Source organism: Microvirga massiliensis (assembly GCF_001006805.1).
In the GTDB taxonomy this organism is placed as follows: Bacteria; Pseudomonadota; Alphaproteobacteria; order Rhizobiales; family Beijerinckiaceae; genus Microvirga; species Microvirga massiliensis.
Genome location: NZ_LN811353.1, coordinates 638,588 through 653,366, shown reverse-complemented (window position 1 = coordinate 653,366; position 14,779 = coordinate 638,588). Strand labels below are relative to the sequence as shown.

At 64.4% G+C, this 14,779-nt stretch carries 16 protein-coding genes; 10 read left to right on the top strand and 6 right to left on the bottom strand.

Annotation, left to right across the window (positions count from 1 at the left end):
* The first annotated feature begins 5 nt into the window (after window positions 1-5).
* The 5 genes from BN1233_RS15600 (at window position 6) to BN1233_RS15580 (ending at window position 5,578) form a co-directional block, all read left to right on the top strand.
* Window positions 6-1,640: a helix-turn-helix domain-containing protein gene (locus tag BN1233_RS15600; RefSeq protein WP_048709252.1), complete on the top strand. Its 1,635-nt coding sequence runs from the start codon at window positions 6-8 to the stop codon at window positions 1,638-1,640.
* A 97-nt stretch (window positions 1,641-1,737) separates the two neighbouring features.
* A complete protein-coding gene (locus BN1233_RS15595) occupies window positions 1,738-2,106 on the top strand; it encodes a response regulator transcription factor (protein WP_046864445.1) in 369 nt (122 codons plus the stop codon).
* A gap of 2 nt (window positions 2,107-2,108) precedes the next feature.
* On the top strand, window positions 2,109-2,372 hold the full coding sequence (locus BN1233_RS15590) for a hypothetical protein (protein ID WP_048709250.1): 264 nt from the start codon (window positions 2,109-2,111) through the stop codon (window positions 2,370-2,372).
* A complete protein-coding gene (locus BN1233_RS15585) occupies window positions 2,369-5,086 on the top strand; it encodes an ATP-binding protein (RefSeq protein WP_244470925.1) in 2,718 nt (905 codons plus the stop codon). Before BN1233_RS15590 ends, BN1233_RS15585 begins: the two co-directional genes overlap by 4 nt.
* Window positions 5,087-5,191: 105 nt before the next feature.
* Window positions 5,192-5,578: a RidA family protein gene (locus BN1233_RS15580; protein WP_197094602.1), complete on the top strand. Its 387-nt coding sequence runs from the start codon at window positions 5,192-5,194 to the stop codon at window positions 5,576-5,578.
* A gap of 280 nt (window positions 5,579-5,858) precedes the next feature.
* On the opposite strand, the gene gcvA is transcribed toward BN1233_RS15580, so the two are convergent.
* A complete protein-coding gene (gcvA, locus tag BN1233_RS15575) occupies window positions 5,859-6,773 on the bottom strand; it encodes a transcriptional regulator GcvA (protein WP_046864442.1) in 915 nt (304 codons plus the stop codon).
* A gap of 106 nt (window positions 6,774-6,879) precedes the next feature.
* Between gcvA and BN1233_RS15570 the strand changes: the two genes are divergently transcribed.
* Window positions 6,880-7,143, top strand: coding sequence for a DUF1127 domain-containing protein (locus tag BN1233_RS15570; protein WP_082145487.1), 264 nt, complete (start codon window positions 6,880-6,882; stop codon window positions 7,141-7,143).
* A 28-nt stretch (window positions 7,144-7,171) separates the two neighbouring features.
* On the opposite strand, the gene BN1233_RS15565 is transcribed toward BN1233_RS15570, so the two are convergent.
* From BN1233_RS15565 to BN1233_RS15555, 3 genes are all read right to left on the bottom strand, one after another.
* Window positions 7,172-7,462: a hypothetical protein gene (locus BN1233_RS15565; RefSeq protein ID WP_046864440.1), complete on the bottom strand. Its 291-nt coding sequence runs from the start codon at window positions 7,460-7,462 to the stop codon at window positions 7,172-7,174.
* Window positions 7,463-7,610: 148 nt separating this feature from the next.
* Window positions 7,611-7,952 (bottom strand): hypothetical protein, encoded by a 342-nt coding sequence (locus BN1233_RS15560; RefSeq protein ID WP_046864439.1) that lies wholly within the window; start codon window positions 7,950-7,952, stop codon window positions 7,611-7,613.
* Between the two features lie 59 nt (window positions 7,953-8,011).
* Complete coding sequence (locus BN1233_RS15555; protein ID WP_046864438.1) at window positions 8,012-8,500, bottom strand: aminoacyl-tRNA deacylase; 489 nt, start codon at window positions 8,498-8,500, stop codon at window positions 8,012-8,014.
* A 326-nt stretch (window positions 8,501-8,826) separates the two neighbouring features.
* Between BN1233_RS15555 and BN1233_RS15550 the strand changes: the two genes are divergently transcribed.
* The 3 genes from BN1233_RS15550 (at window position 8,827) to BN1233_RS15540 (ending at window position 11,350) form a co-directional block, all read left to right on the top strand.
* On the top strand, window positions 8,827-9,114 hold the full coding sequence (locus tag BN1233_RS15550; RefSeq protein ID WP_147707273.1) for a hypothetical protein: 288 nt from the start codon (window positions 8,827-8,829) through the stop codon (window positions 9,112-9,114).
* 200 nt (window positions 9,115-9,314) lie between these two features.
* Complete coding sequence (locus tag BN1233_RS15545) at window positions 9,315-10,700, top strand: cytochrome P450 (RefSeq protein WP_046864436.1); 1,386 nt, start codon at window positions 9,315-9,317, stop codon at window positions 10,698-10,700.
* 59 nt (window positions 10,701-10,759) lie between these two features.
* Complete coding sequence (locus BN1233_RS15540) at window positions 10,760-11,350, top strand: NUDIX hydrolase (protein WP_048709248.1); 591 nt, start codon at window positions 10,760-10,762, stop codon at window positions 11,348-11,350.
* Window positions 11,351-11,740: 390 nt separating this feature from the next.
* On the opposite strand, the gene BN1233_RS15530 is transcribed toward BN1233_RS15540, so the two are convergent.
* The gene (locus tag BN1233_RS15530; protein WP_046864433.1) at window positions 11,741-12,550 is read right to left on the bottom strand and encodes an alpha/beta hydrolase family protein; all 810 of its coding nucleotides are present in this window, start codon (window positions 12,548-12,550) and stop codon (window positions 11,741-11,743) included.
* Window positions 12,534-13,691 (bottom strand): DUF3182 family protein, encoded by a 1,158-nt coding sequence (locus tag BN1233_RS15525; RefSeq protein ID WP_046864432.1) that lies wholly within the window; start codon window positions 13,689-13,691, stop codon window positions 12,534-12,536. Before BN1233_RS15525 ends, BN1233_RS15530 begins: the two co-directional genes overlap by 17 nt.
* Window positions 13,692-14,164: 473 nt before the next feature.
* Between BN1233_RS15525 and BN1233_RS15520 the strand changes: the two genes are divergently transcribed.
* Window positions 14,165-14,779: alpha-amylase family glycosyl hydrolase (locus tag BN1233_RS15520; RefSeq protein WP_046864431.1), on the top strand; the 615-nt coding region annotated here is incomplete at its 3' end.

Here is a 14,779-nt window from a genome sequence, read left to right as displayed (position 1 = left end):
GGACCGTGCGGGCGCTGATCGGCATCAAGATCCGAAACCGACGCAAGGCGCTCGGCCTGTCGCAGGCCGGCCTCGCACGGGCCGTCGGCGTTTCGGCGAGCTATCTCAACCTGATCGAGGGAAACCGGCGGAAGATCGGCGGCACCCTCCTGCGGCGCATCGCCGATCAGCTCGGGCTCCCGCTCGAGCAGCTCTCCGAAGATCGAGAACAGCGGCTCGTGCAGGCCGTCACGGAAGCCTTCTCGGACCCTATCCTGGCAGGAACGCCTTTCCCGGCGGGCGAGGCACGCGATCTCGTGGCGCAGTTCCCGAACGCGGCGCTGGCGCTGACCCGGTTCCGGCGGGCCTATGCCGATGCCTCCGCGAATGCGGAAGTCTATGCGAACCGGATCCGGTCGGATCCGCTGCTCTCCGAGCTGCTCCATCAGATCCTCAGCCAGATCACGGCGATGCGCTCCGCCGCCGAAATCCTCGAGAGCGTTCCGGAGGTCGACGAAGCCGACCGCCGGCGCTTCATCGCGTCGATCAATCGCGAGGGACAGGCGCTCTCGGAAAAGACCCGCGCCTTCGTGGGTGCCTTCGAGCAGTCGGTGGTTGCGCATCGCGCGGTATCGCCCGGCCTCGAGGTCGATGACCTCATCATCGCGGAAAAGAGCCATTTTCCGGCTCTGGAGGAGGCCGCCGACACCCTTCGCCGCGAGGTCGAGGCCGCGGGCCCCTTCGGAGAGGCGATGCTCGCCACGCTGCTCGAGCACCGCTTCGGGATTTCCTTCGAGAAGGGAACGGCAGCCCCGAGGCATAACGGCGGCTTCTCCCAGGAATACGGGTTCGACCCGGACCGGAAGGTGATGTGGTTCTACGGCGGGGCAAGGCCCGAGACGCGCCAGTTCCAGCTCGCGCGGCTCCTCGCCGAGCTCGCCCTCCCGCAGGTGATCGAGGCCCATGCCGAAGACCCGCGTCTCACCTCGCCAACCGCGCGGCGGGTCGCGCAGCGCTTCATGGCCTCGTATCTCGCCGGGGCGATCGTGCTCCCCTATTCGCGCTTCCTGGAGGACGCAGAGACGCACGGCTACGACATCGATCTTCTCGGGCAGATCTACACGGCGAGTTTCGAGCAGATCGCGCACCGGCTCGTGACCCTGCGCCGTCCGGGCGAACAGGGAATTCCCTTCGGCTTCCTGAGATCCGATCCCGCCGGGCGGCTCACCAAGCAGTTCCCGCTGCCCGGGCTTCTGCTCCCCAATACGGGCCATGCCTGTCCGCTCTGGGCGATCTATGCCGCTTTCCGGAACACCGACCAGATCGCTCGGCAGCTGGTGACGTTTTCCGACAGGTCACGCTACCTCTTCATCGCCAAGGCGGTTTCGAAACGACTCGCTACGTTCCGGGACCCTCCGTTCTATTCCTCCATCATGCTCGCCTGCGATGTCCTGGACGCGGACCGCACGGTCTATGGGCGCGGGCTCGACCTCGGGCATGCGGCGGAGGCCGTTCCGGTCGGGCCCTCCTGCCGGCTGTGCACCCGTCGGGAGTGCACCCATCGGCAGGAGGAAGCCTTCGACCCGAGCGGCGGCGCGACCTTGCGCACCCCCTTGGTAGGCCCTGCCCCGGACTTGGCGCGGAAGCATGATTCGGCTTAAGTCGGAAAAGCTTGGCAAAACGGCGGCCGAACCGCGGTTAGGACCGCCATGGGCGCACAGACGCCCTGACAGCGAGAGGGCAGGAAGGAGGGCGGCGATGGTGGACGTGCTCATTGCCGAAGATGAACCGGGCATTCTCGAATCGCTCGACTTCATTTTGCGGCGGGCCGGCTGGTCGATCAGCTCGGTCACCGACGGCGAGGCCGTCCTCGAAGCCGTGGTGAGGCTGAAACCGCGCGTCCTCGTGCTCGACGTGATGCTGCCCAAGCGCTCCGGCTTCGAGGTCCTGAAGCAGATCAGGGCCGAGGAGCGCACGCGGACGATCCCCGTCCTCGTCCTCACCGCCAAGGGCCAGCAGCATGACCGGCGCGTCGCCGAGGATCTCGGGGCGAGCGGGTTCGTGACCAAGCCCTACGCCAATGACGAAGTGGTCGGAGCCGTGCGCAGGCTCCTCGGCGGGGGCTGACGGTGGCTCGGCCCGGCAAGGGATCCGGCGACCATCGGAAGCTCGAACACGCCGCTTTCATGCTGCCGGTCTTCGGGGCCGTCCTGCTCCTCCCGCCCCTGCTCGACGCCTTTGCGGTTCGCGACCGCCTCTTTGGAATCCCGATCGAGGTGCTTTACCTCTTCGCAGTCTGGATCCTGCTGATCGTGGGAGCCGGGCTCGTGTCGTGGCGCATGCCCCGGCCGGAACGGCGCCAGACGCAGAATGCGAGCCAGGACGGCGGATGATGCTGTCGCCCGATCTCGTCATTCTGACGGCCGTCGCCTATGTCGGCCTCCTCTTCATCCTCGCCTATGTGTCCGATGTCCGGGCGCACCGCGGCGAAAGCCGGTTTTTGCGCTCGCCCCTGATCTACACGCTGTCGATCTCGGTCTATTGCACGAGCTGGACCTTCTACGGCGCCGTCGGGACGGCGGCCCGCGACGGGCTCGAGTTCCTGGCGATCTATCTCGGCCCGACGCTGATCTTCGTCGGCTGGTGGTTCGTGCTGCGCAAGCTCGTTCGCATCGGCCGGACGCAGCGGATCACGTCAGTCGCCGATCTCCTCTCCTCGCGCTTCGGCAAGTCGAGCAGCCTTGCGGTCCTTGTGACCCTGATCGCGCTCGTGAGCATCACGCCGTACACCGCCCTGCAGCTGAAGGCGATCACCACCTCGATCCAGGTCGTCTCCGCGGCAAGCGAACCCGGAGCTCTGGCGAGCCTCGATGATGCCCGCCTCGCCTTCGGCGTCGCCGCCGGCATGGCGCTGTTCACGATCCTGTTCGGAACGCGCCACGTGGATGCGAAAGAGCAGCACCTCGGCGTCGTCGCAGCGATCGCCTTCGAGGCCGTCGTGAAGCTTTTGGCCCTGCTCGCGGTCGGGATCTTCGTCGTGTTCGGAATCGGCGGCGGCTTCGCGGAAATCTACGAACGGGCGCAGGCGGAGGGCATCGAGATCTACTCCGAGCGCACATCCTCCGCGCGCTGGGCCGCCATCCTGGTGCTGTCGTCGACGGCCGTCCTGTGTCTCCCGCGCCAATTCCAGATCACCGTGGTGGAGAACTCAAACGAGGAGCATCTGCGCACGGCCGGCTGGGCTTTCCCGACCTACCTGCTCCTGATGAGCCTCTTCACGGCGCCGATCGCCCTGTTCGGCATGACGAGCCTGCCTGCGGGCTCGAACCCGGACATGTTCGTACTCACGTTACCGATGTCGACGGGGAACACCGGCCTCGCGCTGTTCGCGTTCATCGGCGGGTTCTCGAGCGCGACCTCGATGATCATCGTGGCCTCGATCGCGCTCTCGATCATGGTGTCGAACCATATCGTCCTGCCGATTGCGCTACGCCATTCGGCGAAGCTCGAATCCGCGGGAGAGCTCGCGATCGCCCGCCTCCTGCTCAGGGCCCGCCGCATCTCCATCGGCGTGATCCTGTTTCTCGGCTTTCTGTATTTCTGGCTGACCGGCGATTCCGACGCGCTCGCCCCGATCGGCCTGATCTCCTTCGCGGGCGTGGCGCAGTTCCTGCCTGCGATGCTGGCCGCGCTCTACTGGCGCGAAGCGACCGTGAAAGGCGCCATAGCCGGCATGATCGTCGGCTCCGCGGTCTGGGCCTGGACGACCTTCCTCCCGAGCTTCGAATCCGCGAGCCCCGCGGTCGCGGCTCTGATGGCCGAAGGGCCATGGGGGATCGCGTTCCTCCGTCCCGAGGCGCTGTTCGGCTTCAAGGGTCTTGATCCGCTGGTGCATGCCGTCTTCTGGAGCCTGTTCCTCAACGCGACGACCTTGATCGCCGTCTCGTTGTGCTCCCGGCAGAGCGCCCTCGAGCGCATCCAGGCGACCCTGTTCGTCGACGTGTTCCGGCGCCCGCCGGACAGCCAGCCGGTGTCCATGCACGGATCGGCGGCCGCGAACGACCTCTTCTTCGTCGCGGAGCGTGTCCTCGGCTGGGAGCGGGCCCAGGCCCTCTTCGAGGCCGTGGCGCGGGAAAGCGGGACCGGGATACGCCAGCATGAGACGTCACCGGAATTCATCGGCCGCGTGGAGCGCGAGCTCGCCGGCTCGATCGGAGCGGCCTCGGCGCACGCGCTGCTCTCCAAGGTGGCGTCGGGCGACCGGGTCTCGCTCGAGGAGATGATGCGGATCGCGGACGAGACCCAGCAGGTCATCGAATACTCGCACGAGCTCGAGCAGAAATCGGCGGAGCTGCGCTCGACGGCTCAGAAGCTGCAACAGGCGAATGCGCAGCTGCGCGAGCTGCACCAACAGAAGGACGATTTCCTGTCCCAGGTGAGCCACGAGGTTCGCACGCCGATGACCTCGATCCGCTCTCTCTCCGAGATCCTCCTCCACGACGACGATTTGACCCCCGAGCAGCGCGCCCGCTTCGCCTTGACGATCCACAACGAGAGCGTGCGGCTGACGCGGCTACTCGACGAAATTCTCGATCTCAGCGCACTCGAACAGGGCGAGAGAGGTTGGACGAACCGAGCCGTCGAGGCCGAGCGGGTGCTGGATCGCGCTCTCGAAGTCTGCGAGGCATTGACGCGCCAGCGCGACATGCGCATCGAATTCGTCGAGCGAGCTGCCGAGAGCACCGTTCTCGCGGATGCGGACCGCCTGTGCCAGGTGCTCATCAACATCATCTCGAACGCAACCAAGTACAACGACGCCCCCGATCCGGTAGTCCGGATTCGCTCGCACGCGAAGGATGGCACATACATCCTGGAAATCTCCGACAACGGCCCCGGAGTGCCCCCCTCCATCCGCGCCAACCTCTTCGATCGCTTCGCCCGCGGCGATCACGACATGGCGACGAGGCCGGGCCTCGGTCTCGGCCTCAACATCAGTCACCGGATCGTCGCCCGGATGAGAGGCACGCTGGAGCTCGTCGAGGACGCACAGCCGGGCGCATGCTTCCGGCTGACGCTTCCACTCATGCGGGAATTGCAGGACGCGTGAGCGGTTTCTCGTCAAGCCAAGCGCTTCGCCCGCCACGCGATCGTCTGTCCGATACCCCTTTCTTTTCTACGAACCACATCCCACAAGGAGTCAAAGATGGCCGGTATTACATTTCATATGGTCGAAGCGGCGCCAACGCCCGTCGGGCCCTTCTGCCATGCCACCGAGACGGATGGTTGGATTTTCCTGACGGGACAGATGCCGACTGACCCGGATCATGATCACGCGCCGTTACCCGAGGGCGTGGAGGCCCAGACGCGGCGCGTGATGGACAACCTCATCCTCGTTCTCAAAGGGCTCGGGCTGACGCTCGAGAATGTCGCGTCGGCGCGTGTTTTCCTCACGCATTTCGAGAGGGACTTCGACGCGATGAACGAGGTCTACAAGGCTTATTTCGCGCCGGGAAAGCTTCCCGCGAGGACCTGCGTCGGCGTGACCGCGCTCGCCGTCGGCGCTCTGGTGGAGATCGACTTCGTTGCACGCCGGCCGTAGTGGGCGGCCTTGTCCATCGCGCGGCTGATGCTTCTGTTCTGAGAGCGAGTTGCGGACGAGGCGAACCACCCGTCGACGGGTAGATTGCTTCACTTCGTTCGCAATGACGAAGAGGGTGTGAGAGCGGGAAGAGCAGGGCCGGAAACGGAGTAGCGCCGGACCCACTGCCGTCCTTGCGAGTCGCAGGCACGATGCACTGCCACTTCCGCCACACCTCCGTCCTTGCGAGCCGCAGGCGAAGCAATCTACCCGTCGACGGGTGCGCTGAGAGGTCACCTTCTCACCGTTGAGCGTCTGCTTCCGCCAGAATCCAGGTCCGAAAATCGACGACCGCCGATCTGTTCGCGAACGCCTCCGGACATGCGACGTAGTATTGATACGTGCCCTTCACCTCGTGAGGGAATGGTCTCGCGAGGCGGCCCGCGTCGAGATAATCGCCGATCAGAACGCTCGTCGCGAGCGCAACCCCTTGGCCCGAAGCAGCCGCCTGGAGGGTCAGATAGGTATGGGGATAACGCGGCCCGCGTGACGTGTCGATGCCTTCCACGCCCATCGCGGCCAGCCAGCGATCCCATGTAATGTAATCGGGCACTCCGTCGACGATTTCGTGCAGCAAGGTGTGATGGCGCAGATCGCCCGGCTCCCGCAGCGGACGTGCAGGATCGGCGAGAAGCGCGGTGCTGCAGACCGGAAAGAAAGTCTCTTCCATCAGAAGATCCGAGCGCAGGCCCGGCCAGACGCCGCGGCCGAACCGGACCACGACATCGACATCCTCACGCGCGAAATCCGTACGTTCCGTAGTGACCGAGACCCGCACGTCGAGATCAGGGTGATGCTCGCGCAAACGTCCGAGGCGCGGGATGAGCCAGTTCGCGGCAAAGCTCGGCATCGTGCTGACCGTCAGGACGCGTGACGTTTCCGGCCGCAGCGCCCGTGCAGTCGCCTCGTGCAGCTGGTCGAGGAGTTCGGACAGGGACGACGCATAGCGCTCACCGACGCTCGTCAAGACCACTCCCCGGCTCGGAAGCCGATCGAACAAAGGACGCCCGAGCCACGCCTCGAGGGTTTTCACCTGCTGCCCGACGGCGCTCGCCGTGACGGCGAGCTCATCCCCGGCCTTTTCGAAATTGAGGTGCCGCGCTGCGGCTTCGAAGGCTCGCAGGGATGTCAGGGGTGGAAGACGACGGCGTTGCATCGGAGGCCAAGCCCAACTTGGGCAAAGGTGAAGGACTTCTCGTTTGCTCCGATCCTACGACAGGAGCAGTATTCCGCATAGAGAAATGCCGTCGAAGGAGACCATCATGGCCTTCGGAACCACCATAGCAAATCTTCGCCATGTTCCCGCTGCGCCGGCCGAGAGCGGCCGCCTCCTGCGCATTCTGCTGCGCGTCGAGGCCTGGCTCGATGCGCGAGCCACGCGCCGCGTTCTCCATCAGCTGGACGACCGTGCACTGGCCGATATCGGCCTGACGCGGAACGATGTCGAACATCTCGATCCGACGACGTCGTGGCATACTCTGCTGCTGCCGTCCCAAGGGGACGATCGCCGCAATCGCGCTTTCTGACAGCCGTAGCAAAGAGGCAAGCGGCACATCATCCCGAGATGACGACCAGCACTTCCCCCGTCGTGATCTCGGGCTCCCCATCGAGGAGATCGGACAGGCTCGCCCGGACCCACGCCAACGCCTTCTCGTTCGCCGCAAGCGCGGTCTCCTTGCTCTCGAACAGAGTGACCGAACCGCCGACACCGTCGCCTGCATCGAACACGTAATAACCCCGGAATCCGGGTGAGCGCCTCAGGATCTGCCCGATCCCGGACTCGGCCCGCCGGGCCGCCTCGGACACCGAACGCATGCGGGAAAACTTCCGGATGGTCATGTACATGGCCGCCTTCCGTTCCATCGAGGATGCGCAGCCCCGAAGGAGAATCGCACAATCGCGCGGAAAGCACGACTCCCCGCGTGCCAATGCAGCAGACCGCTCGTCAGCGCTCAGTCGAAGAATCGCCTGAGCGCTGACGAGTCATGGACAATCAGGATTTCGGTCCGAACCGATCGCGGAGCATGGCCGTAATCTCGGGTCGATTCTCGTCCAGCCACGCCATGGCTTCGGCTCCGTTCACCACGCATTCGAACGTCGACCAGAGCGGATCCTCGAGCGACTCCGCCTGTAGCCGATACCGGGCATGATCGACGAGGCGGTGGAGCCTCTCGTAACCCGGACGCGTCTCGAGGGCGTCGGAGATCCATGGACAGGACCAGTTCCGCGCCGCGACTTCACGAATGCTGTGAGGGTCCGCGTCCCGGAACCAGTCCGTCGCGTCGAAATCCACGCAGAGCGCATTATCGGCCGTGTGGCAGGATGCGCGGATCATGGGCTCGTCCACTCCCTCGCGGCGGTCAGGCAACTTCGCCGTTCGTCGACCATGCTCGCTCAGTGCACCGAGACGCCGGCGTCACGGGTACTAAAGCGCCAATACCGGGCGCGATCGGCCAGCTTCGCGAACTGGTCCTTGCTCATGTGAACCAGGGTCGCGTGGTCGCCAGCTTCGAAATAAATCTCGGGCTGCGACGCAAGACTTTCGTCGATGATCATGTCGAGACCGTAGCAGGAACCGACAGGCGGAACGGCGCCGCGATTGCAGTCGGGGAACAACCTGCCGAGCTCGGTCTCCTGGGCGATTTCGACATCCGGGCCAAGCAGATCCTGGAGGTCCGAGAGGCGGACATGATGCGACGCCGGCAGGACGGCGAGCATGTAGCCACCCTTGTTGCGAATGAGGACGCCCTTGGCCAGGCAATCTCCGGAAATGTGGCAGGCCTCGGCCGTGCGTGTCGACGACATGGTCGGTTCGTGTGGGACGATGTCGTAGGAAATCTGTCGGTCAGACAGATATTGCTGCAGTGTCGGAGTCATGGTCATGATGTCCCTCCTGGCGTCGTCATGCGCCGTACAGCCGGAAGGGGACTCCACGCGCCGGCTCGGACGCACGGCTGCTCACTGCCCGGCATGATACGCCTGTTGCCGGGGCCCTACAATGCGTCGACCCACCCGCAGAGTATCGTTCGGCGGCAGGTTTCAAGGCTAAGCTTGCGCTGATCGAAGCGCCTGACTCGCGTGTTCGCGAGAGCACCGCATTTCTTTGGAAAAGACAATGTAGTGCGCGTAAACTGCTTCGCTCGCGGACCGAGGCTATCATGACGGCCCGACCCTGTCCGACCTGCCTTCGCCGGTGCGCTCGAGCCTGCATGAGCGGAGTGATGGCGATTGCCATTCACGAGCCATGCGCCGCGCAGACATTGTCCTGGCCCGCTCGCCCGCCTTTGTCGGAAGCCTGCAAGGCTTGGGAAGCCCACATCGGCGATCTCATCGAGCAGCACAGACAGGCAACCGATCTCAGCGACGCCGAGTTCGGCCATATCATCTCGCTCTTCTACACTGCGCAGTCCTATTGCGCGCTCGGCCGCGTCGATGCAGCCCTGCGCCTTTATGATGCAATCCCGATCGGTCGTGTCAGAGAGCGTCCTTTGCGATAGGACGAGCGAGTTCCTCTTCGGGAGGAGTGAAGCTGATCGGATGTTGCAACTTTCGTGATGCGGAGCAGTGTTTCTCTCTTCACCCGGCTGCGCGACGTCATCGAATATCGTAAAATCCCGCACCAAGCCGAACAGCCAAAGTGCTGTTGACCTGACCAGCGGACGGCTCATGCTCTCGTCCCGGCAATCCGGCGCAAGCGATGGCCCCAGACATTTCATCCCGCCAACCGGCTGTCGAAGGATACACGAAGCCAACGGAAGTTCGCCCACCCGGGCCGAAAGGAGTTCCGCTTCTCGGCAGCCTGCCCGCGCTCGGGAGCGACATCCTGGGCTTCTTCACGCAATGCGTGCGGGAATACGGCGACGTCGTGAGCTTTCACCTCGCGGGGTGGCCTGCCATCCTCCTCGGCCATCCGGACCTCGCCGAAAAGGTTCTCGTCAAGGAGGCCTCGAACTTCGTGAAGCACCGCCTCTTCTGGCGGCATGTCGAAGCGATTTTCGGCCAGGGGCTCCTGACGAGCGAAGGCGCATTCTGGCACCGGCAGCGCCGGTTGGCGGCGCCGGCCTTCACGGGCCCACACCTGAGCCGCTACAGCGAGACCATGACGCAGTACACGGACGCCATACTCCGGGAATGGCAGCCGGGGCAGAGTCGCGATCTTCATTTCGAGGCCATGGGCCTGACCTTCCGGATCGCCGCACAGACGCTCTTCGGCGCCGAATCCGATCAGGACATCAAGACGATCCACGACCGGTTCGATGAGGTCCTCGAGCAGATCGCTCTTCGCTTTCGCCGCCCCTTCCGCATCCCCGATTGGCTCCCTCTCCCGGGAAATCTTCGCTACCGTCGCGGCGTCCGGTTCATGAATGAACTCGTCGCCCGGATCATCGAGGAACGGCAGCAGGCACCGGACGATCGCGGGGATCTCCTCTCGACGCTGATGACGGCGAGAGACGAGCTCGGCCAGCCGATGAGCACGCACCAGATCCGAGACGAGGTCGTCACGTTGCTCCTCGCCGGGCACGAGACCACGGCCCTCACCCTGTCCTGGACCTGGTATCTGCTCGCCTTGCATCCCGCCGTCGATGCGCGACTGGCTGAAGAAGTCCGAAATATCCTACAGGGCCGCACCCCGACCTTCGACGACCTGCCGCGCCTGCGCTTCACGGAGCAGGTCGTCACCGAGTCGATGCGTCTTTATCCGCCGGCCTATGCGCTCGGGCGCGAGGCGGTCGCGGATTGCGAGATCGGCGGCTACCCGGTCGCAGGCGGCACGACGGTCTATATCAGCCCCTGGGTCATGCATCGCGATCCGCGCTGGTTCGACGAACCGCTGGAATTCCGCCCCGAGCGGTGGAACGGCGATTTCGCGAAACGCCTGCCGCGCTTCGCCTATATGCCGTTCGGGGGCGGGCCCCGCATCTGCATCGGCAATCGCTTCGCCATGACGGAAGCCGTGCTGATCCTCGCCATGGTCGCGCAGCATTATCGGCTCGAGTGGCAATCGGATCGCCCCGTCACGCCGATGCCATCCATTACGCTGCGCCCGAAGGGCGGAGTCTGGGCGAGACTGGTGCCGCGATAAGGCGCAAGGTCTCTGCCCCCGACGGATGCATCCAGGCCCGATTCTGCTATCCAGGCGACATGACGAAACACCCCTTGAGTCCCTGGACAGTGCGAGCCTCCCGGCACATCCACCGCGACCGCTGGATCAGCCTGCGGGCCGACGATTGCGTCACTGGCGACGGCGTGGATGTCGCGCCCTACTACGTCCTCGAATATCCCGATTGGGCACATGTCGTGGCGCTGGACGAGGAGGATCACATCCTGCTCGTCCGGCAATATCGGCATGCCTATGGCGGGTTCACGCTCGAACTGCCGGGCGGCATCATGGATGCCGGTGACGAGAGCCCCATTACGGCGGCCGCGCGCGAACTCGCCGAGGAAACCGGCTACACGGCCGATGCCTTCCGCCTCGTGACCAGCCTCTCGCCCAACCCGGCCACGCATACGAATCGCGTGCACCTCGTCCTTGCGCAGCCCGCGCGCTTCATCGGGCCCGCCACCCCGGAGCCCGACGAGAATGTCGTCGTGGTGCGCGTGCCCGTCAGCGAGGCGATCCGGATGGCCCTGAGCGGGGAGATCATCGACGCCCCGCATGTCGGCCTGCTGATGATCGGCCTCCATGCCGCCGATGCTCTGCGAGACGGGATTCAGGATTCATGCGTGAAGTAGTTTAACGCGCTTCCGTCATCGCAAGCCGCAGGCGGAGTGCTTCATCCTGAGGCTGCGGTCTGGATTGCTTCACTTCGTTCACAATGACGAGGAGGAAATGAGAGCGGGTGGAGCATTGCCAGGAATGGAGTAGTGCAGGACGCACTGCGTCATTGCGGCCTGTAATCATCAGGCCTGACGCGGATCCACTCCGTCCTTGCGAGCCGCAGGCGAAGCAATCTACCCGTCGACGGATGCGCTCCTGGATTGCTTCACTCCGTTCGCGATGGCGAAGAGGCGAGCGCTCCTCAAAGCATGTCTCATCGAGAACACGGCAGAGGATGAAAGGTTCGCCGCAGCGCGAGCGAGGCGCAGCCTTGCGCCAGGCCTCGGACCTCCGCCAGCTTTGCCTCAACCCGGACTTGGCGGTTCCCTGCTCGGAGAGGGCCTGACCTGAGTCTGGGCTTCCGGAGCAGATCCGCCTTCCCTGGCCCCGAGCACCATCTCCGTCGCCCAGTTGACGAGGAGGGACGTATAGGCCTGCTGCCACGCCTTCTCGGACAGCCCGTGATCGGCTCCTTCGATCACCCGGTATGTCACTGAGTGCGCGTTCTCGAAAGCCGCCATGTAGCTGGCGACCGCCGGATGAGGGACCACGTCGTCGTGCTCGGATTCGACGATCAGGACGTCCCCCTTGAAGGCCGCGCAGGCTTCGAGCGCCCGGTTCTCGTTGGGGCTGACGGCGCGCCGCCTATATGCCGCGAGTTCGGGCTTCTTGAGCCGCATTTTCGGCAGGGCCCAGTCGTCGTCCTTGTAGAGCGCAGGCACTCGCAGCCCGAGCCATCGAACACGCCGCAGCGAGGTGAGGATCGCGGCCAGGTAGCCGCCGTAACTGCTTCCGACGACGGCGATCGCCGATGGATCGACGCCCGGTCGGGTGGCCAGCACATCATAGGCCGCAACGAGATCGCGAAGATTGTCCTCCCGCGTGACGGTCTCGCGTTGCGCGTCCGTCTCCGCATGGCCGCGCAGATCGAAGGTCAGGCAGATGCAGCCGAGCGCCGCAATCTCGCGCGCGCGTGCGAGATACTGCTCCTGGCTGCCGCCCCAGCCGTGCACGAACAGCATGCCGGGGATCATCGTCCGGGGGGCGATCAGAGTGCCGGCGATATGCTGATCTTCCCCGACCCGAATCTCGACCGACTCATCGCGCGTCGTCATAGGCCTCTACCAACGTGTATTTGGTGAGCAGTCCGATCCGCTCGTCCATACCGCGGAAGTATAACACCGCCTGCGGGGGCGGCGGATCGCTCTCTCCGTAGATCTCGACACAACGGGCGCGCATGGCCCGGAGCGCGGGCTGGGTACGGAAGGCTTCCAGGGCGGCAACCTCGGCGCCGCTCACGCCGCCCATGCGCCAGGATTGCTCGAGAACGCCGGACCGCCAGCGTCCCGCGGCATCCCATCCTTGCGCGACATCATAGTTCCGGCGCGATGCGAACATGCCGGTGAAGCACTCCGTCGCCGCGGCATCGTAGGCACGCGCCTGAGCCACCGCGATCCGCGCCTCCTCGGGAAGATCGAGCTCAAGCAGCGCGTCGAAACCACCTCTCACGATCACGACCTCGGACCCGCCATATACGGTCTCTCCGCTATTGTCCGTCGTGAGGGATTGTGTGCCGTGATATGTCGCGACGAGCTCCGCAACGCGCACCTGCCCGACGCTGCGCGTCGTCACCTCACCGAGGTTTTCCTCCAGCACGAGGCCATGGTCGGAGAGCTCGGCGGAATTCATCAGGGCCAGGGCAGTGTCGAGCTCTGCAGGCGTGGAGACGACCACCTGCCCGCGTCCGCCGGTTGCCCGCACCGGCTTGATGCGCACCGGTCCGCGCTCCATGACGCGCAATCCGGCTCGGCGCGCATCCTCAGACGCGAATGCCGTAAAGCCGAAGAGGACGGCGTCGCACACGCGGCGACTGAACTCGTGAGACCAGCCGGCAGGCGAACAGGGATCGGGTTCGACGAGCGGATGGGTGATTGCCTTCGTGGCAACGAAAGAATGGGGAACCACGCCGCCGAACAGGTCATGCTCGCTCCGGATGCCAAGCTCATCGACGGTCCTAACGCCGACCAGCGTATCGCTCGGCACGAAATAGACGGGAGCCGCGTAACACCTCGACGGATCGTAATCGCCCGTAAAGTCGAACCGCTTGAGCGCCGCGAGGCGCCTCGCGATCTCGGTGCGCGTGGCCCTTTCATGGGTGTGGGAGAAGCTGCGAGCATCGGGTGCATAAAGGACGACATATCCCTGCCGCCCAAGAGGGGCAGGAGTTCCAGCACCGCTCGTAGAGAGACCAGCCAATCAACCCCGCTCCTCGTGCCGCTCTGCATTCGGCCAGCAATTGCACGTTCGAGAATCAACGTCGGGAGTGGTCGTCCAGGTTCCGGGCTCGCTCTCGCCCGGCTCGTCCCTGGATCTGCAAATTTCCAGCCCAGTTTCACCTGTGTCAGTGATCGTCCTCATTCCAGGAGGTAGGATTCCAAAAGTGCAGCTCCGCACGTCCCTCCTCGGACTGAGCCCCGCCGACATCCCTCGTGTCGGTGGGGCTTCTCTTATGGTTGAGCGTATCACGCGAGCACACAGGGATCGGCCAGTTGTTTCCACTCACTTCAATGCTTTGCTGCGCAACCGGGAACATGGATGACAGTTCGCAAGAATAACTCATGTTAAAGTTTCGTACAGTGAGCTGATTGTTCGCACTCGTTTTCGAACTTTTTGCGATTTCAACTGTTGGCATACCCCGTCTTCGGCAGCACCCGGCCAAGCCACTCGCGATGCAGCAACCGAACTCTCGACATTCATCCCGCTCATCTTTCGGGCCATCCGCAACCGCGCAGAAAAGTCAGGCTGCAACCGAAGCAGATTGGTCCGAGAGCCGGATCTTTCCGGCAAGCGAGCACGGCGCGCTGCCGTGGTGGCGCTGGGGCGTCACCTATCAGATCTATCCTCTGTCGTTCCAGGACACCGATGGCAACGGAAAGGGAGATCTTCCGGGTATCCTGTCGCGGCTCGATCACCTCTCCTGGCTCGAAGTTTCCGCTGTCTGGCTTTCGCCAGTCTACCGTTCGCCAATGGAGGACTTCGGCTATGACATTGCCGATTTCACCGATGTCGACCCACTCTTCGGAACAGTCGATGATCTCGACAAGCTGACAGAGCGCCTGCACGCTCGCGGCATCAGACTCATCCTCGATTTCGTGCCGAACCACACGTCCGATCGACATCCCTGGTTTCAGGAGAGCCGCTCGTCTCGCGATAGTGCGAAACGCGACTGGTATATCTGGCGCGATCCCGGGCCGGACGGTGGCCCGCCGAACAACTGGCTGAGTCGCTTCGGCGGCAGTGCCTGGGAATGGGACGAGGCAACGGGCCAGTACTACTATCACGCG